The organism is Brevundimonas sp. FV1ps31S (assembly GCF_058681265.1).
Genome location: NZ_CM178735.1, coordinates 3,714,819 through 3,739,912, shown reverse-complemented (window position 1 = coordinate 3,739,912; position 25,094 = coordinate 3,714,819). Strand labels below are relative to the sequence as shown.

The 25,094-nt window shown below is 67.7% G+C and carries 23 protein-coding genes and 1 riboswitch; of the genes, 13 read left to right on the top strand and 10 right to left on the bottom strand.

Going from position 1 to position 25,094, the window contains the following annotated elements:
• Nucleotides 1–134 precede the first annotated feature (134 nt).
• From ACVPT3_RS17905 to ACVPT3_RS17890, 4 genes are all read left to right on the top strand, one after another.
• Nucleotides 135–848 carry a phosphatase PAP2 family protein gene (locus tag ACVPT3_RS17905; protein WP_492042175.1) on the top strand — a complete coding sequence of 238 codons (714 nt, stop codon included), beginning with the start codon at nt 135–137 and terminating at the stop codon, nt 846–848.
• A gap of 87 nt (nt 849–935) precedes the next feature.
• Nucleotides 936–2,255: an acetyl-CoA hydrolase/transferase family protein gene (locus ACVPT3_RS17900; protein WP_492042174.1), complete on the top strand. Its 1,320-nt coding sequence runs from the start codon at nt 936–938 to the stop codon at nt 2,253–2,255.
• Between the two features lie 56 nt (nt 2,256–2,311).
• A riboswitch (yybP-ykoY riboswitch) is annotated at nt 2,312–2,429 on the top strand.
• A gap of 98 nt (nt 2,430–2,527) precedes the next feature.
• On the top strand, nt 2,528–3,091 hold the full coding sequence (locus ACVPT3_RS17895) for a TMEM165/GDT1 family protein (RefSeq protein ID WP_492042173.1): 564 nt from the start codon (nt 2,528–2,530) through the stop codon (nt 3,089–3,091).
• Nucleotides 3,092–3,142: 51 nt separating this feature from the next.
• A complete protein-coding gene (locus tag ACVPT3_RS17890; RefSeq protein ID WP_492042172.1) occupies nt 3,143–4,453 on the top strand; it encodes a PQQ-dependent sugar dehydrogenase in 1,311 nt (436 codons plus the stop codon).
• Nucleotides 4,454–4,468: 15 nt separating this feature from the next.
• Here the strand turns inward: ACVPT3_RS17890 and ACVPT3_RS17885 are convergent, their stop codons facing one another.
• Together ACVPT3_RS17885 and ACVPT3_RS17880 are read right to left on the bottom strand one after the other, a co-directional pair.
• Entirely contained in the window at nt 4,469–5,050 is a 582-nt protein-coding gene (locus ACVPT3_RS17885; RefSeq protein ID WP_492042171.1) for an NUDIX domain-containing protein, read from the bottom strand.
• A 23-nt stretch (nt 5,051–5,073) separates the two neighbouring features.
• Nucleotides 5,074–6,312, bottom strand: coding sequence for an argininosuccinate synthase (locus ACVPT3_RS17880; protein WP_492042170.1), 1,239 nt, complete (start codon nt 6,310–6,312; stop codon nt 5,074–5,076).
• A gap of 194 nt (nt 6,313–6,506) precedes the next feature.
• Between ACVPT3_RS17880 and ACVPT3_RS17875 the strand changes: the two genes are divergently transcribed.
• On the top strand, nt 6,507–9,368 hold the full coding sequence (locus tag ACVPT3_RS17875) for a M16 family metallopeptidase (RefSeq protein ID WP_492042169.1): 2,862 nt from the start codon (nt 6,507–6,509) through the stop codon (nt 9,366–9,368).
• Nucleotides 9,369–9,612: 244 nt separating this feature from the next.
• Here the strand turns inward: ACVPT3_RS17875 and yihA are convergent, their stop codons facing one another.
• The 4 genes from yihA to rpmH are packed head-to-tail and all read right to left on the bottom strand — an operon-like array spanning nt 9,613 to nt 12,639.
• Nucleotides 9,613–10,266: a ribosome biogenesis GTP-binding protein YihA/YsxC gene (gene yihA, locus ACVPT3_RS17870; protein ID WP_492042168.1), complete on the bottom strand. Its 654-nt coding sequence runs from the start codon at nt 10,264–10,266 to the stop codon at nt 9,613–9,615.
• Nucleotides 10,263–12,062, bottom strand: coding sequence for a membrane protein insertase YidC (gene yidC, locus ACVPT3_RS17865; protein ID WP_492042167.1), 1,800 nt, complete (start codon nt 12,060–12,062; stop codon nt 10,263–10,265). Before yidC ends, yihA begins: the two co-directional genes overlap by 4 nt.
• Nucleotides 12,059–12,475: a ribonuclease P protein component gene (gene rnpA / locus ACVPT3_RS17860; RefSeq protein WP_492042166.1), complete on the bottom strand. Its 417-nt coding sequence runs from the start codon at nt 12,473–12,475 to the stop codon at nt 12,059–12,061. The genes yidC and rnpA overlap by 4 nt, the downstream gene beginning before the upstream one ends.
• A 29-nt stretch (nt 12,476–12,504) precedes the next feature.
• The gene (gene rpmH, locus ACVPT3_RS17855) at nt 12,505–12,639 is read right to left on the bottom strand and encodes a 50S ribosomal protein L34 (RefSeq protein ID WP_003164000.1); all 135 of its coding nucleotides are present in this window, start codon (nt 12,637–12,639) and stop codon (nt 12,505–12,507) included.
• A gap of 126 nt (nt 12,640–12,765) precedes the next feature.
• Here rpmH and ACVPT3_RS17850 point away from each other — a divergent pair, with 126 nt between their 5' ends.
• Together ACVPT3_RS17850 and ACVPT3_RS17845 are read left to right on the top strand one after the other, a co-directional pair.
• Complete coding sequence (locus tag ACVPT3_RS17850) at nt 12,766–13,515, top strand: TVP38/TMEM64 family protein (RefSeq protein ID WP_492042165.1); 750 nt, start codon at nt 12,766–12,768, stop codon at nt 13,513–13,515.
• The gene (locus ACVPT3_RS17845) at nt 13,512–14,984 is read left to right on the top strand and encodes a sensor histidine kinase (RefSeq protein ID WP_492042164.1); all 1,473 of its coding nucleotides are present in this window, start codon (nt 13,512–13,514) and stop codon (nt 14,982–14,984) included. Before ACVPT3_RS17850 ends, ACVPT3_RS17845 begins: the two co-directional genes overlap by 4 nt.
• Before the next feature lie 9 nt (nt 14,985–14,993).
• On the opposite strand, the gene ACVPT3_RS17840 is transcribed toward ACVPT3_RS17845, so the two are convergent.
• On the bottom strand, nt 14,994–15,257 hold the full coding sequence (locus ACVPT3_RS17840; protein ID WP_492042163.1) for a hypothetical protein: 264 nt from the start codon (nt 15,255–15,257) through the stop codon (nt 14,994–14,996).
• A 145-nt stretch (nt 15,258–15,402) separates the two neighbouring features.
• Here ACVPT3_RS17840 and ACVPT3_RS17835 point away from each other — a divergent pair, with 145 nt between their 5' ends.
• The gene (locus ACVPT3_RS17835; protein WP_492042162.1) at nt 15,403–15,885 is read left to right on the top strand and encodes a hypothetical protein; all 483 of its coding nucleotides are present in this window, start codon (nt 15,403–15,405) and stop codon (nt 15,883–15,885) included.
• A gap of 6 nt (nt 15,886–15,891) precedes the next feature.
• Here the strand turns inward: ACVPT3_RS17835 and ACVPT3_RS17830 are convergent, their stop codons facing one another.
• Both ACVPT3_RS17830 and ACVPT3_RS17825 read right to left on the bottom strand, forming a co-directional pair.
• Nucleotides 15,892–16,941, bottom strand: a complete 1,050-nt coding sequence (locus ACVPT3_RS17830; RefSeq protein WP_492042161.1) for a ribonucleotide-diphosphate reductase subunit beta — start codon at nt 16,939–16,941, stop codon at nt 15,892–15,894.
• A 244-nt stretch (nt 16,942–17,185) separates the two neighbouring features.
• Nucleotides 17,186–17,641, bottom strand: coding sequence for a hypothetical protein (locus tag ACVPT3_RS17825; protein ID WP_492042160.1), 456 nt, complete (start codon nt 17,639–17,641; stop codon nt 17,186–17,188).
• Nucleotides 17,642–17,976: 335 nt separating this feature from the next.
• Here ACVPT3_RS17825 and ACVPT3_RS17820 point away from each other — a divergent pair, with 335 nt between their 5' ends.
• The 3 genes from ACVPT3_RS17820 to ACVPT3_RS17810 all read left to right on the top strand — a co-directional run bounded on the left by ACVPT3_RS17820 (nt 17,977) and on the right by ACVPT3_RS17810 (nt 21,543).
• On the top strand, nt 17,977–18,657 hold the full coding sequence (locus ACVPT3_RS17820; RefSeq protein WP_492042159.1) for a glutathione S-transferase family protein: 681 nt from the start codon (nt 17,977–17,979) through the stop codon (nt 18,655–18,657).
• Nucleotides 18,658–18,760: 103 nt separating this feature from the next.
• Entirely contained in the window at nt 18,761–18,922 is a 162-nt protein-coding gene (locus ACVPT3_RS17815; RefSeq protein ID WP_492042158.1) for a hypothetical protein, read from the top strand.
• Between the two features lie 233 nt (nt 18,923–19,155).
• Nucleotides 19,156–21,543 carry a TonB-dependent receptor plug domain-containing protein gene (locus ACVPT3_RS17810; RefSeq protein WP_492042157.1) on the top strand — a complete coding sequence of 796 codons (2,388 nt, stop codon included), beginning with the start codon at nt 19,156–19,158 and terminating at the stop codon, nt 21,541–21,543.
• A gap of 4 nt (nt 21,544–21,547) precedes the next feature.
• On the opposite strand, the gene ACVPT3_RS17805 is transcribed toward ACVPT3_RS17810, so the two are convergent.
• Complete coding sequence (locus ACVPT3_RS17805) at nt 21,548–23,689, bottom strand: response regulator (RefSeq protein ID WP_492042156.1); 2,142 nt, start codon at nt 23,687–23,689, stop codon at nt 21,548–21,550.
• Nucleotides 23,690–23,843: 154 nt separating this feature from the next.
• Here ACVPT3_RS17805 and ACVPT3_RS17800 point away from each other — a divergent pair, with 154 nt between their 5' ends.
• The gene (locus ACVPT3_RS17800; RefSeq protein WP_492042155.1) at nt 23,844–24,266 is read left to right on the top strand and encodes a translation initiation factor IF-2; all 423 of its coding nucleotides are present in this window, start codon (nt 23,844–23,846) and stop codon (nt 24,264–24,266) included.
• Nucleotides 24,267–24,339: 73 nt separating this feature from the next.
• Complete coding sequence (locus tag ACVPT3_RS17795) at nt 24,340–24,924, top strand: hypothetical protein (protein WP_492042154.1); 585 nt, start codon at nt 24,340–24,342, stop codon at nt 24,922–24,924.
• Nucleotides 24,925–25,094: the final 170 nt, after the last annotated feature.

Below are 25,094 nucleotides of genomic sequence, written 5' to 3'. Positions count from 1 at the left end.
TCGCAGTTGCGATATCACGAACGCGTGATCGGAACACAAGCCGAGCTTGGCCGTTTCGACGCCCCATGGCTGTTTCAGATTTTCGTCCCTTTTTGATACGCGCCCTGACGGTCGCGCGCACCGAAATAGCGGCGATGACCGCGCTGTTCGTCGCGGCGCTGGGCGTCATGACCTTCATCGAGATCGCCGATGACATGACCGAGGCCGACGGTCAGGCGTTCGATCAGCAGGTGCTGGCCCTACTGCGCCCCTATGCCGACGATCCCGGCCGCCCCTGGGGACCGTGGTGGCTGAAGGAGGCGGCGGCCGACATCACCTCTCTGGGCGGCATATCGGTTCTGGGCCTGTTCGCCCTGATCGTCATCGTCTTCCTGATCAGCCAAAGGAAATGGCTGTCGTCCCTGCTGCTGGCCCTGGGCCTCGTCGGCGGGGTGATGCTGAGCGAAGGGCTGAAGGCGGTGTTCGAACGCGAGCGCCCGCCCCAGCTCATGCAGGCGGTCGAGACGCTCAACGCCAGCTTCCCCTCCGGCCACGCCCTGCTGGCGACGGTCTTCTATCTCAGCGTCGCCGTCATGCTGACGCGGGCCTTTCCGCGCCAGAGGTTCAAGATCTTCGTCCTGGGCGTCGGCATTCTGATGGCCCTGCTGGTGGGGCTGACCCGCATCTATCTGGGCGCCCACTGGGCGACGGACGTCTTCGCCGGCTGGGCGGTGGGTTCGGCCTGGGCGATGGTCCTGTGGCTGGTCGCCTATGGGGTCGCCCGCTGGCAGAAGGGCCATCAGGCGCCCCTGCAGGACGAGCCGACGCCGATAGAGCCGGAAACCATGGACGTTCCGACCAAAGTCTAGACCCGCTCCGCCGCCAGACGCAGGATAGTCTGCCCTACGACGCCGCCTCGATCTGAACAGGGGCGGCGCGCAGACGGGAGATACGCCATGGACCCTGCCGCCCTCTATGCCGAACGGCTGAAGACGCCGGACCAGGCTGCGGCCCTGATCCGGTCGGGGGCCAAGGTCGCCATGGGCCTGGGCGTGGCCCAGCCCCCCGCCCTGCTGAAGGCCCTGGCCGAACGGGCCGAGCGGGGCGAGGTCGAGGACGTGAACCTCTATTATCTGCTCTCCACCGCCATCGCCGGCGACACCGTGCTGCGCTACGAACTGATGGACCGGATCCGGCCCTGGAGCCTGTTCCACAGCGCCGTCGAGCGCCGGCTGGAACAGCGCGCCTTCGAGGAAGGGCGGCCCAATCCGGTCCAGTTCATCCCGACCGGCTTCCAGCAGTCGCCCCGGCTGCTGTGCGACGAAGTCGGGGTGGATACGCTGGTCTGCACCGTCTCGCCGATGGACGCCGACGGTTTCTTCTCGTTCGGGACGAACACGGACTACGCCAAGCCGGTGTCGGAGACGGCCCGGACCATCGTGGTGGAGGTCAATCCGCACATGCCGCGGGTGTTCGGCGACTGCACCGTCCATGTCTCGAGGGTGTCCGGCATTGTCGAACACGCCGCCCCGCTGCTGGTCGTGCCCAGGGCCGAGCCCCAGCAGGCCGACCGCGCCATCGGCCGGATCATCGCAGACCTGGTCGAGGACGGAGCGACGCTGCAGATGGGGATCGGCGCCCTGCCCAACGCCGTCTGCGACGCCCTGATGGACCACCGCGACCTGGGGGTTCATACCGAAATGCTGACGCCGGGCCTGGTCGAACTGATGCAGGCCGGCGTCGCCAACCACGCCCGCAAGACCCTGCACCCCGGCGTCGGGGTCTTCGCCTTCTCGATGGGCGACCAGAACACCTATGACTTCCTGGACGGCAATCGCGGCCTGGAGGCCCGTCCCGTCTCCTATGTGAACGACCCGGCGGTGATCGCCCGCAATGCGAAGATGGTCTCGGTCAACGCCACGCTTCAGATCGATCTGAGCGGCGCCTGTTGTTCGGAGTTCCTGAACGGCCGCCAGTTCACCGCCTCGGGCGGACAACTGGACTTCGTGCGCGGGGCCTATGGCTCCGAAGGGGGCAAGTCGATCATCGCCTGTCATGCGACGGCGGCCAGGGGGACCTGTTCGCGCATCGTCGCCCGGCTGGACGGCCCGGTCACCACGCCTCGGAACGACGTCCACATCATCGTCACCGAACATGGCTGGACCAACCTGAAGGGCAAGTCGACCGGCGAGCGGGCCCGCGCCCTGATCGCCCTGGCCGCGCCCCAGTTCCGCGACGACCTGACGGCGGAGGCCGGGCGACAGGGTCTGATCTGAACCAAATCTTGCGAGTCGTTATCGACTTTTCATTTCCGACAGCGCGGCCTAAACCCCGCCTCGTCATCGGGGAGTAGCCGCCCGCAGCGATCAGCGGGGCTCGCGTCAACATACTTCCTCTCCCGGAGAGGATGGCGCGGGAACGGTCCGAGGCCCTTTTGGGGGTCCGGGACTACGGCAAGACCGGCGGCTTTCGCAGGGACGTCCACGCGGGGCCCGGCTGCGAACGCCACAGGTCCGTCCGCCGAGGCTCCCGCGCATATGATTCCGTTTTGGAAGCCTTTCTGATCTCGACCGGCCTGGTCTCCATCGCGGAGATCGGGGACAAGACCATGTTGTTGTCCATCGTCATGGCGGCGACCTGGCGACGGCCGACGCCCATCATCCTGGGTATTCTGGCCGCCACCCTGCTGAACCACGCCTTTGCGGCCCTGGCCGGCACGGTTCTGGCCCACTTCATCACCGGCGAATGGATGCGCTGGATCGTCGGCGTGGCCTTCCTGGGCTTCGCCGCCTGGGCCCTGATCCCCGACACCCTGGACGAACAGAAGGGCGAGGTTCAGCGCGGCTTCTGGGCCATCTTCTGGACCACCGCCTCGGCCTTCTTCCTGATCGAGATGGGCGACAAGACCCAGGTCGCCACCGCCATGCTGGCCGCCCGGTTCGAGAACCTGCCGCTGGTCGTGGCCGGGTCCACCCTGGGCATGATGCTGGTCAACGGCCCCGCCGTCCTGCTGGGGGAAAAGGCGGCGAAGACCTTGCCGCTGAAATGGATTCGCCTGGCCGCCGCCGTCGGCTTCGCCGCCACGGGCCTGTGGATCCTGTTCGCCCCCTAGGGACTGCCCCCAAGGCTCGCAATCTATCCAGCCTGGCCTTACCAAGAGGCCATGCGCCGTCCCATCCGCACCCTGCTTACGCTCCTCGCGCTCACCCTGCTGAGCCTTCCGGCCAGCGCCCACGCCGCCTCGCGCGCCTATGCCGTGGACGGCGACTGCGGCGGGCGGCCCGCGACCACGGTGCGGATGGCGCAAGGCTATTGCCTGGGCCTCGTCTGGCAGGGCGCGGGGACTGACGGCCCCCGTATGCCGCGCGGACTGCTGCCCCTGTCCGGCGGCGACTGGCTGGTCACCGATCTGGGCGGGTGGGAACCGGGACGCGGCGCGGTCTGGCGATTGTCGTTCGATGCGGACGGCGCGGCGCGCTGGCGGCGACTGGCCCACGGACTTTCCATGCCGCACACGGTGGCGCGGGGACCGGACGGACGGATCTATGTGTCCGAGATGAACCGAATCCTGACCCTGGACCCCGACGCGGCCGATCCGGCGGCGACGGTGCGGACGGTGATCGGCGACCTGCCGGACAACCGGCTGCACGACAACCGCCATCCCCTGTCCAGTTTCGTCTTCGACGGCGACGGCGCCCTGCTGGTCAATGTCGGGGCGCCCAGCGACCGTTGCCTTGACGTTCGGGGTCGGCCGCGCACCGATGGCTCAGGCGGATGCGCCGACAGCGCCGAAACGGCCCAGGTGCGGCGCCACGCCTATCTGGGTAATGGCCGGTGGGCCGAGGACAGCACGGTCTTCGCCTCGGGCCTGCGCAACTCCATCGCCCTGGTGCGGCATGGGTCGGGGACGATCCTGCAAGGCGAGAACTCGGTCGACCTGACCACGCCGGACCATCCCTATGACGAGATCAATGTGCTGCGTCAGGGCGGCCATTACGGCTGGCCCTATTGCGTGGATCTGACGACGCCCCTGCCGGGCTGGAGCGCGGCCCGGGCCCGCTGCGACCGGCGCGACCAACCGGTCGCCCTCTTGCCGCCGCACGCCGCGCCGCTGGACCTGATCTATTACGAGGGGGCGATGTTCCCCGAACTGCGCGGCCGGTTGTTGATGAGCTGGCACGGGTATCGTCGCGCCGCCGGACGGATCGTGGCGGCCGAGACCGACGCGCAAGGCCGTCCCCTGACCGACATCGGCGGACGCTACGCCATCTACCCGCGCGGCGCCCTGCCCTATCCGGCCGGCGCGCCCAGCGTGCGCGGCAAGGTGCTGACGCCGGGCTGGGACACAGTCGCGGGTCGCCAGCCGCGTGGATCACCCGTGGTCCTGGCGGTCGCCGCCGACGGGTCGATCTGGGTCACGGACGACCGCAGCCGGGCGATCCTCAGGATCGCCCGGTCCGAGATCGCCGACTAGGCCGGAACGGCGCGCCTAGGTCCGAAGCGTCAAAGCCAGATGCTGCAACAGCAGGATGGTCTTGGCGTCGCGAATACGACCGTCGGCGATCATGGCCAGGGCCTCATCCAGGGTCAGCTCAAGCACCTCGATGTCCTCGCCCTCGTCCGGATGACCGCCGCCGTCGCCGATCCGCATGGTCGCGTCATATTCGGCGACGAAGAAGTGCAGGATTTCGGTGACGGAGCCGGGGCTCATGAAGGCCTCGAACACCTTGCGCACCGCGCCGAGCCGATAGCCCAGCTCTTCCTCGACCTCGGCGCGGATCCGCACCTCGGGCTCGGCGTCGTCCAGCAGGCCGGCCGCCGCCTCGATCAACAGGTCGTCGTAACCGTTCAGATAGGCCGGCAGCCGGAACTGCCGCACCAGCAGCACGGTGCGCGCCGCCGGATTATAGGGCAACAGCACCGCCCCATTGCCCCGGTCGTAATGTTCGCGGTTCTGGGTCTGCCAGACGCCGTCGCGCCGCTTCCAGTCGAACCGGGTCGTCTTCAGCACATACCAGTTGTCCGAGAGAAGCCGGGTCTCATGGATCCTGAGACGGTCCTTGACGGTCATCGGCTTCCTCGGGCGGTCTGGCGCTAGGCCTTGCGGGCGTCGCGTTTGGCCAGAACGCGCAGGCGCAGAGCGTTTAGCTTGATGAAGCCGGCGGCGTCCTTATGGTCATAGGCCTGAACGCCTTCCTCGAAGGTCACCAGATCCTGGTCGTACAGGCTGTTGGGGCTCTCGCGGCCGATGACCGAGACATTGCCCTTGTACAGCTTGACCTTGACCGTGCCCGAGACCTTTTCCTGGCTGAGGTCGATGGCGGCCTGCAGCATCTCGCGCTCAGGCGAGAACCAGAAGCCGTTGTAGATCAGCTCGGCGTATTTCGGCATCAGCTGGTCCTTCAGGTGCATGGAGCCGCCGTCCAGGGTGATGCTTTCGATGCCGCGGTGGGCCGCGATCAAGATGGTCCCGCCGGGAGTCTCATAGACGCCGCGCGACTTCATGCCGACGAAGCGGTTCTCGACCAGGTCCAGACGGCCGATGCCATTGTCATGGCCATACTGATTCAGGGCGGTCAGGATCGTGGCGGGGCTCATGGCCTCGCCGTTGATCGAGACGGCGTCGCCCTTCTCGAAACCGATCTCGATGACGGTCGCCACGTCCGGCGCGTCTTCCGGCGAGATGGTGCGCTGGTGGACGAACTCGGGGGCCTCGACCGCCGGGTCTTCCAGCACCTTGCCCTCGGAGGACGAGTGCAGAAGGTTGGCGTCGACCGAGAACGGCGCCTCGCCGCGCTTGTCCTTGGAGATCGGGATCTGGTTCTTCTCGGCGAAGTCCAGCAGGGCCTCGCGGCTGCGGAACTCCCACTCGCGCCAGGGGGCGATGACGCGGATGTCGGGCTCAAGCGCATAATAGCCCAGCTCGAAACGGACCTGGTCGTTGCCCTTGCCGGTGGCGCCGTGACAGACGGCGTCGGCGCCGACCTGACGGGCGATCTCGATCTGGCGCTTGGAGATCAGCGGACGGGCGATGGAGGTGCCCAGCAGATAGTCGCCCTCATATTGGGCGTTGGCGCGGAACATCGGGAAGACGAAGTCGCGCACGAACTCCTCGCGCAGGTCGTCGATGAAGATGTTCTCGGGCTTGATGCCCAGCTTCAGCGCCTTCTCGCGCGCCGGGCCAAGCTCCTCGCCCTGGCCCAGGTCGGCGGTGAAGGTCACGACCTCGGCGTTATATTCGGTCTGCAGCCACTTCAGGATGATCGAGGTGTCCAGCCCGCCGGAATAGGCGAGGACGACTTTCTTCACGGGCTTGTCGGCGGGGGCGGACATGGCGGCTCTTTCGGTAAACTCAGCATCAGGGATCGGGGAGTTGACGCGCGCATAAGACCGGGGGTCCGGGGATGCAACCTTTTCCGGGGCTCGGGCGCGCGAACATGAAGCTTTGTTCATGTTCAATGGGTCGCGTTGCCAGCGCACCGACCGTCGTTATGGTCCGATCCAACTGTAACCCAAGGATGTCTTCCATGCGCCGCACAGGTTCCCTCGTCGCTGCGGCCGCCCTTCTGGCGGTCACCACTCCGGTCTGGGCCTCGGCGCCCGCCGCACCGGTTCAGGCGTCCCCCGCTCTGGCCGCCGCGCCCGCGATCCAGGCCGCGCCGGTGTCCGAACTGGTCGCCGAAGTCGATATTCCCTACACCAAGTTCACCCTCGAGAACGGCCTGACCGTCCTGGTGCACGAGGACCACAAGGCCCCGGTCGTGGCCGTGTCGGTCTGGTACAATGTCGGGTCCAAGGATGAACCGGCCGGAAAGACCGGCTTCGCCCACCTGTTCGAACACCTGATGTTCGGCGGGTCCGAGAATGCGCCGGGCAGCTATTTCACCCCGATGCGCAACATGGGCGCGACGGACATGAACGGCACCACCTGGTTCGACCGCACCAACTATTTCGAGACCGTCCCGACCCCGGCGCTGGAACAGGCCCTGTTCATGGAAAGCGACCGCATGGGATATATGCTGGGCGCCATCACCCAGGAGACGCTCGATCTGCAGCGCGGCGTGGTCCAGAACGAGAAACGCCAGGGCGACAACCAGCCCTATGGCCTGAACCAGTACAAGCAACTGGAGGCCCTGTTCCCCGAAGGCCATCCCTATCGTCACTCGACCATCGGTTCGATGGCCGATCTGGACGCCGCGTCGATGGAGACGGTGCGCGACTGGTTCCGTTCCAACTATGGCCCGAACAACTCGGTGCTGGTCCTGGCCGGCGACATCACGCCCGCCAAGGCGCGTGAACTGACCGAGAAATATTTCGGCCCCATCCCGCGCGGTCCGGTCAACACCCCGGCCCAGGCCGCTGTCCCGACCTTGCCGGCCCCGATCAGCGAAACCACCCAGGACCGCGTCTCGAACGCCCGGGTCGAGATCAGCTGGGCTGTTCCCGGCATGCTGGACGCGGACGCCGTGCCCCTCAGCGTCGGCGCCTCGGTGCTGGGCGGCCTGGCCAGTTCACGCCTCGACAACGCCCTGGTGCGCGGCGAGCAGAGCGCCGTCTCGGTCAGCGCCTCCAACGGCGCCTATCACCGCGTCGGCATGTTCGAGATCACCATCGACGTCAAACCGGGCCAGGACCCGGCGGCTGTCGAGGCCCGCGCCCGCGAGATCCTGAATGGCCTGATCGCCGACGGTCCGACCGCCGCCGAGGTGGAGCGAGTCAAGACCCAGTATGTCTCGCGCACCGTCCAGGGGCTGGAACAGGTCGGCGGCTTCGGCGGCAAGGCCGTCGCCCTAGCCGAGGGCCAGCTCTACGCCGGCGATCCGGAACACTACAAGAAGGAGCTTCAGGCCTATGCGGCGGTCACACCCGCCCAGGTCCAGACGGCCATGCGGAAGTGGCTGACCCGTCCGGCCTATACGCTGACGACCCTGCCGGGCGAACGCGAAGCCTATGAAGAGGCGGCCGAGGCGCCGTCGGGGGCCAACCACACCCCGGCCCCACCGATCGAGCGCGTGGCCCGCATGCCCAAGCCCGAGATCGCCGCAGTCGCCAATGTCGATTTCCCGTCGGTCCAGCGCACCCGCCTGTCGAACGGCGTCGAGGTGGTCTACGCCCAGCGTGACGCCGTGCCCGCGACCAAGATCGCCATCGACTTCGACGCCGGCCTCGCCGCCGACGACGCGTCGAAACTGGGCCTGCAAAGCCTGATGCTGGACCTGATGGACGAGGGCACCCGCACCCTGAATGCGACCCAGCTGGCCGAGGCCCAGGAAACCCTGGGCGCCACCATCTCGACCGGCGCCTCGATGGACCGTTCGGTGGTCCAGCTCTCGGCCGTGACGCCGAACCTGCAGCCATCGGTGGCCCTGCTGGCCGATGTGGTCAAGAACCCGGCCTTCGCCGCGTCCGAGCTGGAGCGTCTGCGCGCCACCCGCCTGTCACGCATCGCCGCCGAACGGACCCAGCCGGCCGCCCTGGCCAGCCGCGCCCTGCCGGAACTGATCTACGGCGCGTCCAGCCCCTATGGCCGGCCCTTCAGCGGCAATGGCGATGAAGCCAGCGTCAAGTCGATCACCGAGGCCGATATCCGCGCCGACTACGCCGAGTGGATCCGACCGGACAACGCCAAGATCTTCGTGGTCTCTGACAAGCCCCTGTCGGAAATCACCCCGGTTCTGGAGGCCGAGTTCGGCCGCTGGACCGCCCCGGCCGTCGCCAAGGGCATGAAGGACTTCTCCGGTTCGATCCCCGCCACCACGTCCAGGATCGTGCTGATCGACCGGCCGCAATCGCCCCAGTCCTACATCCTGGGCGGCGAGGTTCTGGCGGCGCGGGGCACGGACGACCTGCTGGTGTTCAATGCGGCCAACAATGTGCTGGGCAACGACTTCCTGTCGCGCATCAACACCGACCTTCGTGAAACCAAGGGCTGGTCCTATGGGGTCAACGCCTCGGCCGCCGGCTTCGCCGGACGCGTCCCCTATCTGGTCACCGCCCCGGTCCAGGCCGACCAGACCGGCCCCGCCATCGCCGCGCTGAACACCCAGTTCAACGACTTCCTGAAGGGTGGCAAGGGTGTGACCCCGGCCGAGCTGGAGCGCACCGTCAACGGCAACACCCGTCGTCTGGCCGGCAGCTACGAGACCTCGTGGGCGGTTCTGGGCGCCATGCGCGGCAACGACATGCTGGGCCGTCCGGACGACTATCCCGAGACGGTCGCCGCCCGCACCAACGCCCTGACGGCGGCGCAGATGGATGCGGCGGTCAGAACCGCCCTCGACCCGTCGCGCTTCGTCTGGGTCGTCGTCGGCGACGCCTCGGTGGTCAAGCCCCAGCTCGACGCCCTGGGCCTGCCGGTCGAGGTCCGCTCGGCGGCTCCGGCCCAGTAGGGCGGGCCACAGCCTGAAACGAAGAAGGCCCGGAGAGCGATCTCCGGGCCTTTTTCGTGCGATCCTGTTTTCGTCATCCTCCGGCAAGCCGCGTCTTCGCGGCGCAGACCGGGGGACCCAGCGGCGCGCGTGAGCGCGAACCTGTCGCGGATTCGGTCTTCAAGGATCCCCCGGCGGAAACATCGCCTGCGGCGCCGCTGGGTCCTCCGGTCTCGCTACGCTCGCCGGAGGATGACGAAAGATATCAGTCGATCGTCGCGCCGGTCGTGCGCATGATCTCGGCGCGCAGTTCGGGCAGGCCCAACCCCTTCTCGGACGAGGTCAGGGCCACGACCGGGAAGGCGGCGGGGCGTTTGGAGATGGCTTTCAGCGTGGCTTCCTGAACGACCTCGCCCTCGCCCTTCTTCAGCTTGTCGGCCTTGGTCAGGACGATCTGATAGCTGACGGCGGCCAAGTCCAGGGCGTCCAGCGCCTCCTTATCCACGCTCTTCAGCCCATGACGGCTGTCGATCAGCAGATAGACCCGTTTCAGCGTCACCCGGCCGCGCAGATAGTCGCGGCCCAGATCCTGGAACTTCTTCACCGTGGTCTTGGACGCCTTGGCCCAGCCGTAGCCGGGCAGGTCGACCAGACGCATCCGTCCGTCCAGGTCAAAGAAGTTGACCTCGCGCGTCCGGCCCGGCTCGTTCGAGGCGCGGGCCAGCTTGTGCATGCCGACCAGGCCGTTGATCAGGCTGGACTTGCCGACGTTCGAGCGACCGGCGAAGGCGATCTCGGGCAGGTCAGGATCGGGCAGCTGCTCGATCTTGGCGGCGCCCATGATGAAGGTCGCTGGCCGCGCGAACAGGATCCGCGCGGCCTCGATGTCCTCAGGGGTGAACTCGGTTTCGTCGATCACGCGGCCTTCGTCTTCCGGATGCGCGCGATGAAGTCGTCGATCGGGTTCTCCGCCTTGTAGCGGTGCATGATGTAATACTGCTGCAGGATGGTCAGGATGTTCGACCAGGCCCAGTAGACCAGCAGGCCCGCCGCGAAGGGCGCCATGATGAAGGTGAAGACCAGCGGCATGAACTGGAAGATCTGGCGCTGGACCGGATCGGCCGCCGGCGGGTTCATCGCCGTCTGCAGCCACATGGTCAGCCCATAGGCCACCGCCAGCAGGCCGATGCCCAGCGGCCCAACCAGCAGGGCGCCCAGCAGGGGCAGGTTGGCCGGATCCCACGGGATCAGGCCGAACAGGTTCCACACCACGGACGGGTCGCGCGCCGACAGGTCGTTGATGAAGCCCAGGAAGGGCTGGTGACGCATTTCGATGGTGACGGTCAGCACCTTGTACAGGGCGTAGAAGACCGGGATCTGCAGCAGAAGCGGAAGACAGCCGGCGACCGGATTGATCTTCTCCTTCTGGTAAAGGGCCATCGTCTCCTGCTGCTGCTTCTGCGGATCGTCTTTGAACTTCTTCTTGATCTCCTCCATCTTGGGCTGGAGGTTCCGCATCTTGGACATGCTGGCGTAGGCGTTGTTGGCCAGCGGGAACATCACCAGCTTGACGATGACGGTCAGGGCCAGAATGGCGACGCCGAAGCTGCCGACCAGGCCATAGACGTTCTCCAGGATCCAGAAGATCGGACGCGTCAGGAACCAGAACATGCCCCAGTCGATCGCATAGACGAACCGCGGCAGGCCCAGGCTCTCTTCATAGGTCTTCAGCACCTCGGCCCGCTTGACGCCGGCGAACAGGCGCTGGGTCTCGGTCGCGGTCGCGCCCGGCTGGATGGTGCGGCTCGCGCCCAGGATATTGGCTTCCAGCTGCTGGCCGCCGTTGACGTCGCGGACGCGGAATTCGGTCTCGACCGCCTCGTTCTGTTGCGGCAGCAGGGCCGCCAGCCAGTATTTGTCGGTGATGCCCAGCCAGCCGCCGGTCGAGGCGTTCTCGATCCGCGGCTCCTTCAGCCAGTCCTTGTACTTCTTCTGCTCGGTGCGATAGGCGCCCGGCTTGCCGAAGGTGCCGATGGCGCCCTCGTGGACGATGTGGGACGAACCGGCCAGCGGCGGCACGCCCTGGCGCTGAACGCTGCCGTAGGGGGCGATGGTGATGGCCTGGGTTCCCAGGTTCTGGACCGTGTCCTTGACCGAGAAGACATAGCGGTCATCGACCGACACCAGGCGGGTGAACCGCAGGCCTTGGCCGTTGTCCCAGGTCAGGGTGATCGGGCTGGTCGGCGTCAGGGTCGAACCGGCGGTCAGGCGCCAGACGGTGTTCGGTCCCGGCACGCCGCCGACCACATTGGGGCCGGTCCAGCCGAACTGGGCGAAATAGGCGTTCTGCATCCCCTGCGGGCGGAACAGCTCGACCGGCTCGGGCTTGTCCTGCGTCTCTTTGTAGTCGGTCAGGAACAGGTCGTCGATGCGGCCGCCCTGCAGCGAAAGAGAGCCCTTCAGCGTGCCCGACTGGATCGGCACGCGTGCGGCCGTGCTCAGCGCCTGGCTGCGGTCGGTGACGAAGGTCGGTCCCTGCGGGCTCAAGGCCGTGCGGGCGGCGTTCTCGGCCGTCTGCGACTGTTCGGCCTGGGCCTGCTGCTGGACGGCGCGGCGCTCGGCCTGCGGACGCAGCACAGTGAACCAGTAAATTCCCAGGATCAGGGCCGAGCACACGATGAAGATGATCGTGTTGCGCGAGTTCTCGTTTTTCATGGATTCGGGCGGTCCTGGCCGGAGGGGGCGGGGGCGGGCGAAGGCCGGGCGGCCCCCCGATCGTTTCTCGGTGTCGCCAGCCTTGTAAGCGTCGATTTCACGTCGTCAAGCAGACGGTCCCACGCACGCTCGGTCGTGCCCATGCGGGCGATGAAGACATAGTCGCTGCCGGGCACGCCATACACGGGCAACATGGCCCGCGCAGCCTCGCGCAGCCGGCGTTTGGCGCGATTTCGCACCACGGCGCCGCCGATTTTGCGGGTGGCGGTGAAGCCCAGGCCGATGTGCGGCGAACCGTCGCCGCGCTCCAACCTCTGGATCACCACGCCGCCGCGCGCCTCGGAAACGCCTTTGGCGGCCGCCAGGAACTGGGGCCGCCGCAACAGACGTTTGATCTGTAAAGGGTCGCTCATGCGTCCTTGGCTCCGGACGCGAGAGCCGCTTACGCCGTCAGGCGCTTGCGGCCCTTGGCGCGACGGCGCGCAACAATCTTCTGGCCGTTCTTGGTGGCCATCCGGCTGCGGAAGCCGTGACGGCGCTTGCGCACGAGTCGCGACGGCTGATAGGTCCGCTTCACGGTCGGCTCCTGACGTTAAAAGGTTGGGCGACGGGGCAAGAGGCGTCCGTCGCAGGAAGGGCGGGCGTATAAGTCGCATGTCCGCGTGAGTCAACGCTCGGACGGCATTTCGGGAATGAAGCGCGTATGGCGAAACGAACGGCGAAGGAATGGGGCCTGCGATTGCTGCCGCTGGCGGTCATCGCCGGCCTGGTGGTCGCCTTCTTCGCCCTGGGCTGGAACCGCTGTCTATCGATGGATCTTATCCGCGAGCACGGGCTGAATCTCCAAGCCTACGCCCAGACCCATTGGTGGATCGCCTTGGTCGCCTTCATCGCCGTTTACGCCCTCGCCACCGCCTCCACCATCCCCGGGCCGGTCTTTCTGACCCTGCTGGGAGGGATGATGTTCGGGCCCTATGTCGGCGCCCTGGCCCAGGCCAGCGGCGCCACAATCGGCTCGGTCGTCATCTATTCTGTCTATCGCACCTCGATCGGGACCTGGCTGCGGGCCAAGTTCGAGGCCGACGCCGGCTTCATGGATCGGCTGGCCAAGGGCATCGACCGCAACGCCTTCACCACCCTGTTCACCCTGCGTGTGATCCCCAGCGTGCCCTTCGTCCTGGTCAACGCCACGGCGGGCATGATGGCGGTGCCGCTGCGGCCCTATGTGATCGCCACCTTCATCGGCCTGCTGCCCTCCACCTTTATCTACACCTGGATCGGATCGCAGCTGGGCGACCTGCTGCGGGCCGGGGTGCGGCCGGACCTGCCGATGCTGCTGCGCCAGTTCTTCTGGCCGTTGATGGGGGTGGTCTTCCTGTCGCTGCTGCTGCCCATCGGCATCAAACTGGTCCAGATGATCCGCGCCCGACGAGCGGAGGCCGCCCCGGCATGAGCCCTCTGTTCGACAAGGCGGCGGCGGCGCTGAAACTGTCGCCCGAGGCGGTGGAGACCTGGCGCGAACGCTTGCGGCCCCGCGCGCCCGACGGCCTGTCGGCCCGGCTGTTGCTGCTGACCGTGGCCTTCACCCTGGCGGTCGAGGCCCTGATCATGGGGCCCAATCTGGCCGCCTTCCACGAGCGCTGGCTGCGCGACCGGCTCCAGGCCGCCGAACTGGCCTCGGTCGGGGTCGAGGCCCTGCCCTACAGCGCGGTCGAGGACGATACGGCGGCCGAGCTTATGCGGATCGGCGGCGTCCAGGCCGTGGCCCTGACCGAACAGGGGGTGCGCAGGCTGCTGCTGCAGGCCCCCAATCTGCCGCGCGCGCCCGAGCTGATCGACCTGCGCCAGCAAAACAGCTGGGCGCGGCTGACCGATCCCTGGCGCACCCTGTTTGGCCACCCGGACCGGTCGCTACGCGTCCAGGCCAAGCCGCGCTATCGCTCGGGCGACTTCATCGAGATCGTCACCCCGGCCCAGCCGCTGAAACTGGAGCTGAAATCCTTCCTGCTCAACAGCCTGCTGGTGTCCCTGCTGGTGTCCCTGACGGCCGGGGCGTTGCTCTATGGCGGTCTGGCCTTGCTGGTGCTGCGGCCCCTGCGGCGCGTCACCCGGTCGATGGAGCGGTTCGCCGCCGACCCCGAGAGCGAGGCTGAGGCGCCCTCCGACCGGCATGACGAAATCGGCCGGGTCGAGCGCGAGCTGTCGCGGATGCAGGAGGAGGTCCGTCAATCCTTGCGTTCTCGCGCGCGGCTGGTCGCCCTGGGCGAGGCGGTGGCCAAGATCAACCACGACCTGCGCAACATGCTGACCTCGGCCCAGATGGCGTCCGAACGGCTGGCGACCTCGGCGGATCCGCAGGTGGCCAAGGCCCTGCCTCGACTGGAGCGGGCGCTGAGCCGGGCCGCAAGCCTGTCGCGCAATGTGCTGGAGTATGGCCGCAGCGAGGAGCCGGCGCCCCAGAAGACCCGCGTGGTCCTGACCAAGGCCCTGACCCTGGCGGCCGAGGATGCGGGGCTGGAGCCGGAGGGGGTGCGGCTGGTCAAGCAACTGCCCGCCCGGTTCGCGGTCGAGGCCGATCCGGATCAGCTGTATCGTATCCTGGTCAATCTGATGCGCAACGCGCGGCAGGCCATCGAGGCCGATGCGGGGCGTTCGCCCGAGCGGCGGGGCAAGGGGGCGATCACCGTCAGCGCCTTCGGGCAGGACGGCTTCTGCGTGGTCCGCATCGCCGACGACGGGCCGGGCATTCCGCCACGCCTGGCCGAGCGGCTGTTCGAGCCCTTCGTCAGCTCCAAGAGTTCCGACGGATCGGGTCTGGGCCTGACGATATCCCGCGAACTGGCGGCCCTGCACGGCGGCGAGCTGAGGCTTGTCCCCAGCGAAGGAGCCGGGGCGGTCTTCGAGCTCCGGCTGCCCGCCTAGATCTGATCCCTATTCCAGCCCGTCGTCGGAGACGACGAAGGGCCGGTTCGACGCCTTGGCCTGGGCGGCCAGTTCGTCCTGGACCAGATGCCAGCGGCGCAGGCGTTCATAGTTGATGGCGTGTTCCGGCGAGGCGTCCAGCCAGTGGCGGAAGTCCTCGATCTGCAGCTTGGCGTTGGGTGCTGCGGGATCAGGCAGGGGTGGGATGTTGGGCAGCTGGCGCGCCACTTCGGCGGGGATGGGGAAGTCTCCGGACGAGGTGCTTAGGATCATGGCTTGGGCTCGGTGGCGGGGATGACGTCAGAGAGGACCTGAACCATGACCCGAAGCCGCGCCGGGCGCCACCTTTTCGTCACGAGGACGTTGTTGCGGCGGAGCTTTGCAAAGGCCAAGCTGGGTCCGAACCCTGGAGATATCCATGATCATCCGCGCGTCCCTGATCTGCGCCCTGCTAGCGGCGGCGCCGGTGCAGGCAGGCCCTCAGGCGGCCCCCGACCCCTACCGCGACCAGCGGGCCCTGCCCGATCCCAACGACCCGGCGGCGCGCGAGGCGATGGAGCGGGCGCGGGGCGAGGCCTATCACCGGGCCGAAGACTCCAAACAGACCGAGGAAGAACTGCGGCTGACCCGGGCCCTGAACGCCGAGATCGCGGCCCAGAACAGCTTGGCCGACCGGGCCGACGCGGCGGCCCGGCTGGAATATGACGCGGCCCTGGCCCGTCACCAGCTCGAGGTCCGCCAGATCGAGGATCAGGCCCGGGCGGCGGCCCAGGCGACCCGGGCGGCCCAGGACCAGTATGACCGCGACTATGCGGCCTGGCGCGAGCAGGTGCGGCTGTGCCAGTCGGGCTTCCGCGAGGCCTGCACGGCCCGACCCGCCTGGGTCAGGCCGCAGCCATAAACGGGATTAGCCGGCGACCAGGCTCATGTCGCGGCGGGCCATCATCCGGTCGAACTCGGTCCAGACGCCGTCGGCGCCGTGCCAGTTCCCTTGCGTCGCCGCCTTGGAATATTCGGTGGCGCGGGCCTCGAAGAAGTTGGCGTGCTCGACCCCCGACAGCAGGGACTGCAGCCAGGGCAGCGGGTTTTCCTTGACCCCATAGACTTCCGGCAGCTTCAGCTGGCGCAGGCGCCAGTCGGCGATGAAGCGGATATACTGCTTGATGTCGTCCGGGGTCATGCCTTCGACCGCGCCCATTTCGAAGGCCAGGTCGATGAATTTGTCCTCCATGTTCACCACCGTCTTGCAGCAGTCGACGATGTCGTCGGCCACGGTCTTGGTGACGGCCCCCGTCTCCTGGTTGAAGGCGTGGTAGAGCTTGATGATCCCCTCGCAGTGCAGGCTTTCGTCGCGCACCGACCAGGAGACGATCTGGCCCATGCCCTTCATCTTGTTCATGCGCGGGAAGTTCATCAGCATGGCGAAGGAGGCGAACAGCTGAACCCCCTCCGAGAACCCGCCGAACATGGCCAGGGTCCGGCAGATGTCGGCGTCTGAATCCACGCCGAACTGGCCCATATAGTCGTGCTTGTCCCGCATGGCCTCATATTCCATGAAGGCGCCGAACTCGCTCTCGGGCATGCCGATGGTCTCGAGCAGCAGGGCGTAGGCGGCGATATGGATGGTCTCCATATTGCCGAAGGCGGCCAGCATCATCTTGACTTCGGTCGGTTTGAACACCCGGCCGTAGCGTTCCATGTAGTTGTCCTGAACCTCGATGTCCGCCTGGGTGAAGAAGCGGAAGATCTGGGTCAGCAGATTGCGTTCATTGTCGTTCAGGGTCGAGGCCCAGTCCTTGACGTCCTCGCCCAACGGCACCTCTTCCGGCATCCAGTGGACCTGCTGCTGCTTCTTCCACATGTCGAACGCCCACGGATAGCGGAACGGCTTGTAGGCGGCGGACGGGGTCAGAAGACCGGCGCGGTCGGGGCGGATGATCGGGGTGATGGCGTTCATCGAACTGGACCTGAAAGAGCGATTCCGGAGAGGGGTTCACCATGCGACTCGACGCGCCCGGCGCCAAGTCGGAAATCACCTATTTGGTGATCACAAATTGTCCTACCCGCTACATCTTGTGGTTTGGATTGAGGAAACTGGGGACGGGCCTGGGGATGGTCCGCCGACCGTTCCTGCCGGCGAATGCAGCGGCGTGTCGTAAAAACAGGGTGACAAACCGCCAAACCGCCAAATCCATGCAGTCTCATGGCGCGTCGTCCGGAGGCCCTGAGACGCCGGACGCCCTTTCGGCCGTCGCGGCCACCAGGGCGTCTACCGCCTCCACCGCCTTGGTCGCTTCCAGGAAGGCGGCGAGGATATGGTCGGTGTCGCGGAACGGCCCGGCCTCCTGCTCCAGGGTCCGGCCGGTGCGCTGGCTGAGCACGACCAGCCGCATCCAGCTCGCCGCCTCGGCCGGTCGCCGCATGGCCGCCGCCTCGCAGGCCTGTTTGAAGGCGTAGCGGCGCAGTTCGGCGGGCTGGGGGTCCACCAGCAGGGTGAAGAGGTCCTTCTCATGCGCCAGCCGGGCCTTTTCCAGCTCCGTGTCGCCCGGCGGAAGGGAGAAGTCCGGCACGACGCCGCGGCGGACCAGGCGTTCGCGCGCCGGGTCGCGCCTCTGGTCCTGGCGTCGCCATCCCCCGGCGGCGGCGTGGCGTTGCACGGAGCGCTCCGACACCCCGTAACGTTCGGCACGACGGCGGCGGCTTCACCGGATTGAAAGTCGTGGCGGATGCGGAGCCAGAGATCGGATTGGGTATCGGGTTCATCGGTCATGGGCGCGAGTGTAAGCCCGGTTCCGAACGCGGATATTCAGAGGGTGGTTTTTGAGGTTAAGGCACTGAAATTTGAGAAGCTGGACCGTCGGGCAAAATTGTTTCGATGACCATTGTCGGGGGATGCTGAGAGATCGAGTCCGCGACAGTTCCGCGCTCTCGCTCACCTCCCCGTCGGCGAAGGCCGGCGGGGAGGACAGGCGGGAGCGTCAGCTATAAAATCATGCCCGACATTCAGGAGGATCGGATGAGTTTCACCGTCTATGGCGCCGCCGGGTCCGGATCGGTTCCGGTCGAGGCGGCCCTGACCCTGCTGGGGCTGGATTACACTGTGGTCGAGGCGCCGACCTGGGAGGGGGAGGCCGAGCGGGACAAGGTGGCGCCGGTCAATCCGATGCGGCAGTTGCCGGTTCTGGTCACGCCCGAGGGCGAAATCCTGACCGAGAGCGCCGCCATACTGATCTGGCTGGCGGACCGTCATCACCCTGCTCGACGGGCCGGGGCGGGGCTGGCCCCCGCGCCGGACGACGCCCGGCGCGGGCAGTTCCTGCGCTGGATGAGCTTCGTGCCGGCCGCCATCTATTCGATGTACTGGGTGCGGGACGTGCCCGAACGGCTGGCGGGCGACGATCCCGAGGATCAGGCGCGCATCCTGCAACGCACCGAGGACCGGATCGCGGAGTGCTGGGGGATGATGGACAGCCAGATCGAACCGGGGCGGTTCCTGCTGGGCGAGAGCCTGACGGTGCTGGACCTCTATGTGGCCGTGGCCAGCCGGTGGACGCCGAAACGCGCGCGGTTTTATGAGGTCGCGCCGAAGATGGCGGCGGTGGTGAAGCGGGTGGACGAACTGCCGGAGCTCAGGGGGTTCTGGGCGGAGCGGTTTCCGTTTGAGGCGGGGTGAGCGGATCCGGTCAAGCCCATCGTCGGAGCCGCACCAAGACCCTCCCCCGCCTGCGGGGGAGGTGGCCCGGCGTCCGCGCAGCGGACCAGGGTCGGAGGGGGAAGTGTCTCTCAACAAGAAGACTTCCCCCATCGTCAGCCGTCTCGCTTCGCTCGACGAGCTGACACTTCCCCCGCAAGCGGAGGAAGGTCTGTTGAGAGGCGACGCCGACCTGCAGATTTTCTATTCCATCCCCCCAGCAAACATGGCCGCTCCCGCGCATTGACCCGCCGCATCTCCGCCCTGATATGGCCATGACCGCGAGGCGCTCCCCCTGACCGCGCGGTCGGAGACGACGATGTCCAAAGTCCTGACACAGGCCGGCCCTTATCGGCGCGGCGGACGATGTAGCGGCTGAAGCCGCCCGATCCGTCACATCCAACCCCCTAGGCCGGACGTCGAAGACGCCGGTTCAGCGCGCCCGTGCGCGCCAAGAAACAATCATCAGGAAATCTCTCAATGCGCACCGCCTTCCGAGCCGCCTCGCCGGCGCTTCTCGCCACCGTCTCCGCCGTCGCCCTGCTGAGCGCCGCGCCCGCCTTCGCTCAAGACGCCGCCGTCGATGACGCCGCGACCGTCGACGAGATCGTCGTCACCGGCACCCGCGTCCCCAATCGCTCGCGCCTCGACACCCTGGCGCCGGTCGATGTGGTCACGGCCCAGAGCCTGCAGAACCGGGGCACGACCGAGTTCGCGACGGCCCTGGCCCAGTCCGTGCCGTCCCTGACCTTCCCGCGCCCCTCGGCCAATGACGGCAGCGACTCGATCCGTCCGGCGACCCTGCGCGGCCTGTCGCCCGACCAGACCCTGGTCCTGGTCAACGGCACGCGCCGCCACGCCTCGGCCCTGGTCAACACCAACGGCGTCGTCGGACGCGGCTCGGCCGCCGTGGATCTGAACGCCATTCCGACCGCGGCCCTGGACCGGGTCGAGGTGCTGCGCGACGGGGCCTCGGCCCAGTACGGTTCGGACGCCATCGCCGGGGTGGTGAACCTGCGGCTGAAGGCGGCCTCCAGCGGCGGCGGCGCCAGCGTCACCTATGGCCAGTATCTGACCACGGTGAAGACCGCGCGCGGCGAGCGCGACGAGGAGGACGGCGCCACGACGACCGCCTCGGCCTGGCAGGGTTTCGCCCTGGGCGACGACGGCTTCCTGACCCTGTCGGCCGAATATCTGAACCGCGAATCGACCAACCGCTCGGACTATGATCCCCGCGCCGCCGCCAACGGCGCCGTCACCGCCCGGTTCGGCGATCCGGACGTCGAGCAGTGGACCGTCTTCGCCAACGCCGGCAAGGGGCTGGGGAACGGTTGGGAGGCCTATGGCTGGGCTGGCTACCAGGACCGCGACAGTTCAGGCGCCGCCTTCCCGCGCCTGTCGGACAACGTCAACAATGTCACGGCCGTCTATCCGAACGGCTTCCTGCCCAAGGTCGCCGTCAATTCACAGGACGCGTCGCTGGCCGGCGGCCTCCGCGGCGTCATCGCCGGATGGGACGCCGACGTCAGCCTGGTCTATGGCCGCAACGCCCTGGATTTCCGCACCGAGGACACGCTGAACTCGACCTATGGGGCGGCGTCGCTGACCAGTTTCGATTCCGGCAGCCTGATCTATGACCAGCTGGTGCTGGGCGCCGACTTCAGCCGTCCGTTCGAGGCCGGCCTGGCGGGCGGGCCGCTGAACCTGGCCTGGGGTCTGGAGCAGCGCTGGGAGAGCTATCAGATCGAGGCGGGGCAGCCGGAAAGCTATAATCGCGGCCCGCTGAACTTCAGCCCCGTGACCCCGGCCGTCGTACTGGCCAGCGGGGCCCAGGGCTTCCCCGGCTTCCAGCCGTCGAACGAAGTGGACGTGGATCGCGACAATTTCGCCGCCTATGCCGATATCGAACTGCCGATCACCGACAAGCTGACGGTCGCCGGAGCCGTGCGGTTCGAGGACTATTCCGACTTCGGCGACACCCAGACGGGCAAGCTGTCGGGCCGGTATGACTTCTCGCCCAACTTCGCCCTGCGCGGCTCGGTCTCGACCGGCTTCCGCGCCCCGTCGCTGCAACAATCCTATTTCACCTCGACCTCGTCGGTGATCCAGGACGGGGCGGTGGTGGAGACCGGCACCTTCCCGTCGGTCAGCGCGGTGGGGACGGCCCTGGGCGGACGGCCGCTGAAGCCCGAGACCTCGACCAACTACTCGCTGGGCGCCGTGGTGCGGCTGGGGGCCTTCGACCTGACGGTGGACGCCTATAAGATCGACATCGAGGACCAGATCGTCCTGTCCGAGCTGATCCGCGATCCCGCCCTGCTGACCCCGCTGGGGGTTCAGGCGGCGCGTTTCTTCCTGAACGGGGTCTCGACCTCGACCGAAGGGGTGGACGTGGTCGGCCGTTATCGCCTGCCGACCGAGGGCGCGGGCGATTTCGACTTCACCGTGGCCGCCAACTTCAACGACGTCTCGCTGGACACCGACCTGGCGCCCCGCCTGTTCGGCCGGCAGCGGATCCTGACCATCGAAGAGGGCACGCCGGACGTGAAGGTCTCGGCCGGCGCCGACTGGGATCTGGACAAGTGGGGCGCGACCCTGCGGGCCACCTATTACGGCGACGTGCTGCAACCGGGGTCGGTGGCGGCGAACGACTATCATACCGGCGAGAAGACGGTGATCGATCTGGAGGGCCGGTATCAGCTGACCGACCGGGTCGGGCTGGCGGTCGGGGCGGACAATCTGTTCGACGAATATCCGGACGCGACGCCAGCGTCGCTGAACTCGAACGGGGTGCTGGGCTATCCCTACAACTCGCCGTTCGGCTTCAACGGGCGGTTCGTCTATGCGCGGGTCAACCTGACCTGGTGAGGCGTCAGGCCGCCCGGACGTCGTCGACCCTGTGTTCGGCGGCGTCCATGGCCTGGTCCATGGCGGCGTAGAGCTTGGCCTGGGTGATGGGCTTGGCCAGATGGGCGTCCATGCCGGCGGTCAGGCAACGGGCCACGTCCTCGGGCATGGCCTCGGCGGTGACGGCCAGGACGGCGATCTCGGCCGCCGGCCCGTCCAGGGCGCGGATGGCGCGGGTGGCGGCGACCCCGTCCATCACCGGCATGCGCACATCCATCAGCACCAGGTCGAAGGCGCCGGCTCGCACGGCCTCGACCGCCGCGCGGCCGTCGCAGGCCTCGGCCGTCTCGCAGTCGGCGGCCTCCAGCATGATCCGCATCAGGTCGCGGTTGGACGGATGGTCGTCGACGATCAGGACCCGCATGCGCCGATCCTGAACCGGCAGGGCGTCGAGGGTCGCGGCGACCTCGACGGCGGGGGCGGGAATCTCGATGGTGAAGGTCGTGCCCATCGCCGGGGCGCTCTCCACCCAGACGGCGCCGCCCAGACGGTCGATATGGGTCTTGGCCAGGGCCAGGCCCACGCCGGCGCCCTCGTGGGTGCGGCGGGTGGTGGCGTCGGCCTGTTCGAACAGGCTGAAGATCCCGGTCAGGACATCCTGGGTCATGCCGCAACCGGTGTCATGAACCTCGAACCGCAGCCGATCCTCGCGCCGCTCCACCAGAATGCGCACCCCGCCCTGGCCGGTGAACTTGACCGCATTGCTCCCCAGATGATGCAGGATCTGGCGCAGGCGGCGACCGTCGGTCAGGGCCGGGCCGTCGGCGCCGGGCGCGAAGGTCACGACGAAGTCCAGACCGCGCACGGCAGCCCATTCGCGCGCCGAACCCAGGGCTTCGTCCAGCAGGGCGCGCATGTCCACGGGCTTTGACGTCACTTCGACGCCGCCGCTCGACACCTCCAGCAGATCCTCGATCAGCCGCAACATGGTTTCGCCGGATTGGTGGACGGCCTCCACCTGACGCCGGCCTTCGGCGTCCAGTTCGGGATGGCGCGACAGCAGGTCGGCATAGCCGGTGATCCCCGTCAGGGGGGTGCGCATCTCGTGGCTCATCATGGCCAGGAAGCGGGACTTGGCGGCGTCGGCCTTCTCGGCGCGCTGAAGGGCGGCGAGCGCCGTCTCTGTCCGGTCATGCAGCCGGGCGAACAGACGTCGGCGCTCGGTCGACAGGGTGGTGATCGGCAGGGCCGTCGCCACGACCGTCAGCAGGAAGAGGTGAAGCACATTCATCTGGCGCATCACCGTCGGGATGGAGGCGAGGGCAGTATCCTGGCTCAGCCGGGTCAGCACCACGGGGCCGCTGCCGACCAGGGTCGCCCCTACGGCGATGACGGAGATGAGGCCGACCGCGCCGGCGGTCCACGGCGGGGACAGGCGGAAGGCCAGCAGGATCAGGGGCGGGAAGATGATGAACAGGATCGGCGCCGTCGTCTGGCCGAAGGCCCACAGGGCGGCGGCGCACATCAGCCCCATCAGCACCCCCACCTCGACGCGAGAGGCCTGGGCGTCATGATGGAACCGGTGCCGACGCGCCACCAGCAGCAGGGCCGGGGTGACGATCATCATCGCCAGCAGTTCCATGTCGAACAGATGGTGCAGGCGGAAATTGATCACCTCCAGCGGCAGCCGCCGGGTGATCAGGAGGATGACGCCCGCCAGCAAGGTGGACAGGGCAACGGCCGGGATGGCGGCGCCGACGGCGAAACGAAACAGGCGTTTGGGCCGCCTCATGTCCAGGGCCGCGCCGCACAGACGCCGGGCCAGCAGGGTCGCAACCACCACCTGCAACAGGTTCAAGGCGACATTGGCGACCGCGAAGACCGTCGGATCGCCCCGGACGATGTTGTTGGCCAGATTGATCAGGACGCCGCCGATCAGGACGCCCCGGGCCTTGTCGCGGGGCAGTTGCAGCACGGCGGCCAGCAGGACGGCGTTGGCAGGCCACATGACGGTGACGTGCAGCGTCGCCACGCTCCATTGGCCCAGGGCCAGGGCGGTGACGAACAGCAGGACATACAGCCAGGGCGGCGGCCCCGCCTCGCGGCCGGCGTCATGCCGGAAGAATCGCCAACGCCCCCATCTCAAGGTCTTTCTGCTCCCGTCCATACCGCTCAATTGACGGAGATTGCGTAAGAATCCCGTTCTTTCAGAACTAGGTAGAAACACGCATAGGCGGTTCGTCTTGCTCAAGCCGGCCGACCAACCTTACGATGAGCTACGGATTCTGCGGCGACCGGCCGCTCTTTTGGAGTGTCCGCCCATGCGTCTTCTCTCCTGCGCCGCCGCCGCGGCCCTGATCCTGGGCGCCACGCCTGGCCTCGTCTCGGCCCAGACCGCACCCGCCGCTCCGGCGGCGCCGTCTGCCGAGACCCCCGACGAAACCGCCTTCGAGGCGCGCGCCGAGGCCTTCGGCAAGTCGATCGAGACCATGTCGACCGAGATGCAGGCCGCCGCCGCCCAGCCGGACACGGCCAAGGCCAAGACCGACCTCGACGCTCTCCAGGCCAGGTATCAACCGGAAGTCGACGCCTTCGCCGCCGAGCTCCAGACCTTCGCGGCCGACCAGGGCGCGGCCGAGGAAGAGATTTCCGCGGCGGTCGCGCAGATCAAGGCGATCCCCGCCATGGTGCGCGCCCAGATCGAGGCCGCCGCCGCAGCGCCGGCGCCCGCCACGCCCCAATAGTCTTACCGCGATTTCACTTGAGGCGGGGCGGCCTTGGGCGGAGTTTGCACGGGTCATCAACGGGGAGGTTCCCATGATCCGCGCACTCAGCCTGACCGCCGCCCTGGCCCTCCTGCCCCTGTCCTCCGCCCTGGCGCAGGATGGAACGGCCTCCCCGCCCGCCCCGCAGCCCGGCTCCGCCGAGGCCCGGCTGGAATCCGCCGCCGACGCCTTCGAGAAGCGGATGGAGACCTTCGGCGAACGGGCCGAGGCCATTTCCGAAGACGAGAGCCTGAGCGAGAGCGAGCGCGGTCAGCGGATCGCCGCCCTGTGGTCCGACTATGCCCCCGACGTCGCCGCCTTCACCGCCGAGGCCACCAGACACGCCTCCGAACTGGTCGCCGAGGCCCTGAAGGACATCGACGTCGACGCCCTGGTCGAACAGGCCCTGAACGACCCCGAGGTCAAACAGGCGATGGAGCAGGGTCTGGCCGCCGGCACCGGCATCGTCCGCAACAGCGCCTGGACCAATCCCGACGCCGAACAGCTCGAGACCTACGGCCTGATCGCCCAGTACGCCCTGGATCAGGCGAGCGACTCCCTCGAGTCCGAAGACGAGGCGCCCGAAGCACCGGAAGCGCCCGAAGCCCCTGAGCCGCCCGAGACGCCGACCGCCTGACGCTGCGCCCTAAATGACGAAAGGGGGATGGCGTCACCTCTCCGCGCGCGAAGGCGCGGGGGGAGGACAGGTCGCGCTTGCGACCAGGAGGGGGCGACTCTGACGGCGGTGACGACCTCAAGAGCATCTGACACCGGCTCGCCCCCGCCTGGCGCTCGCTGACGCTCTCG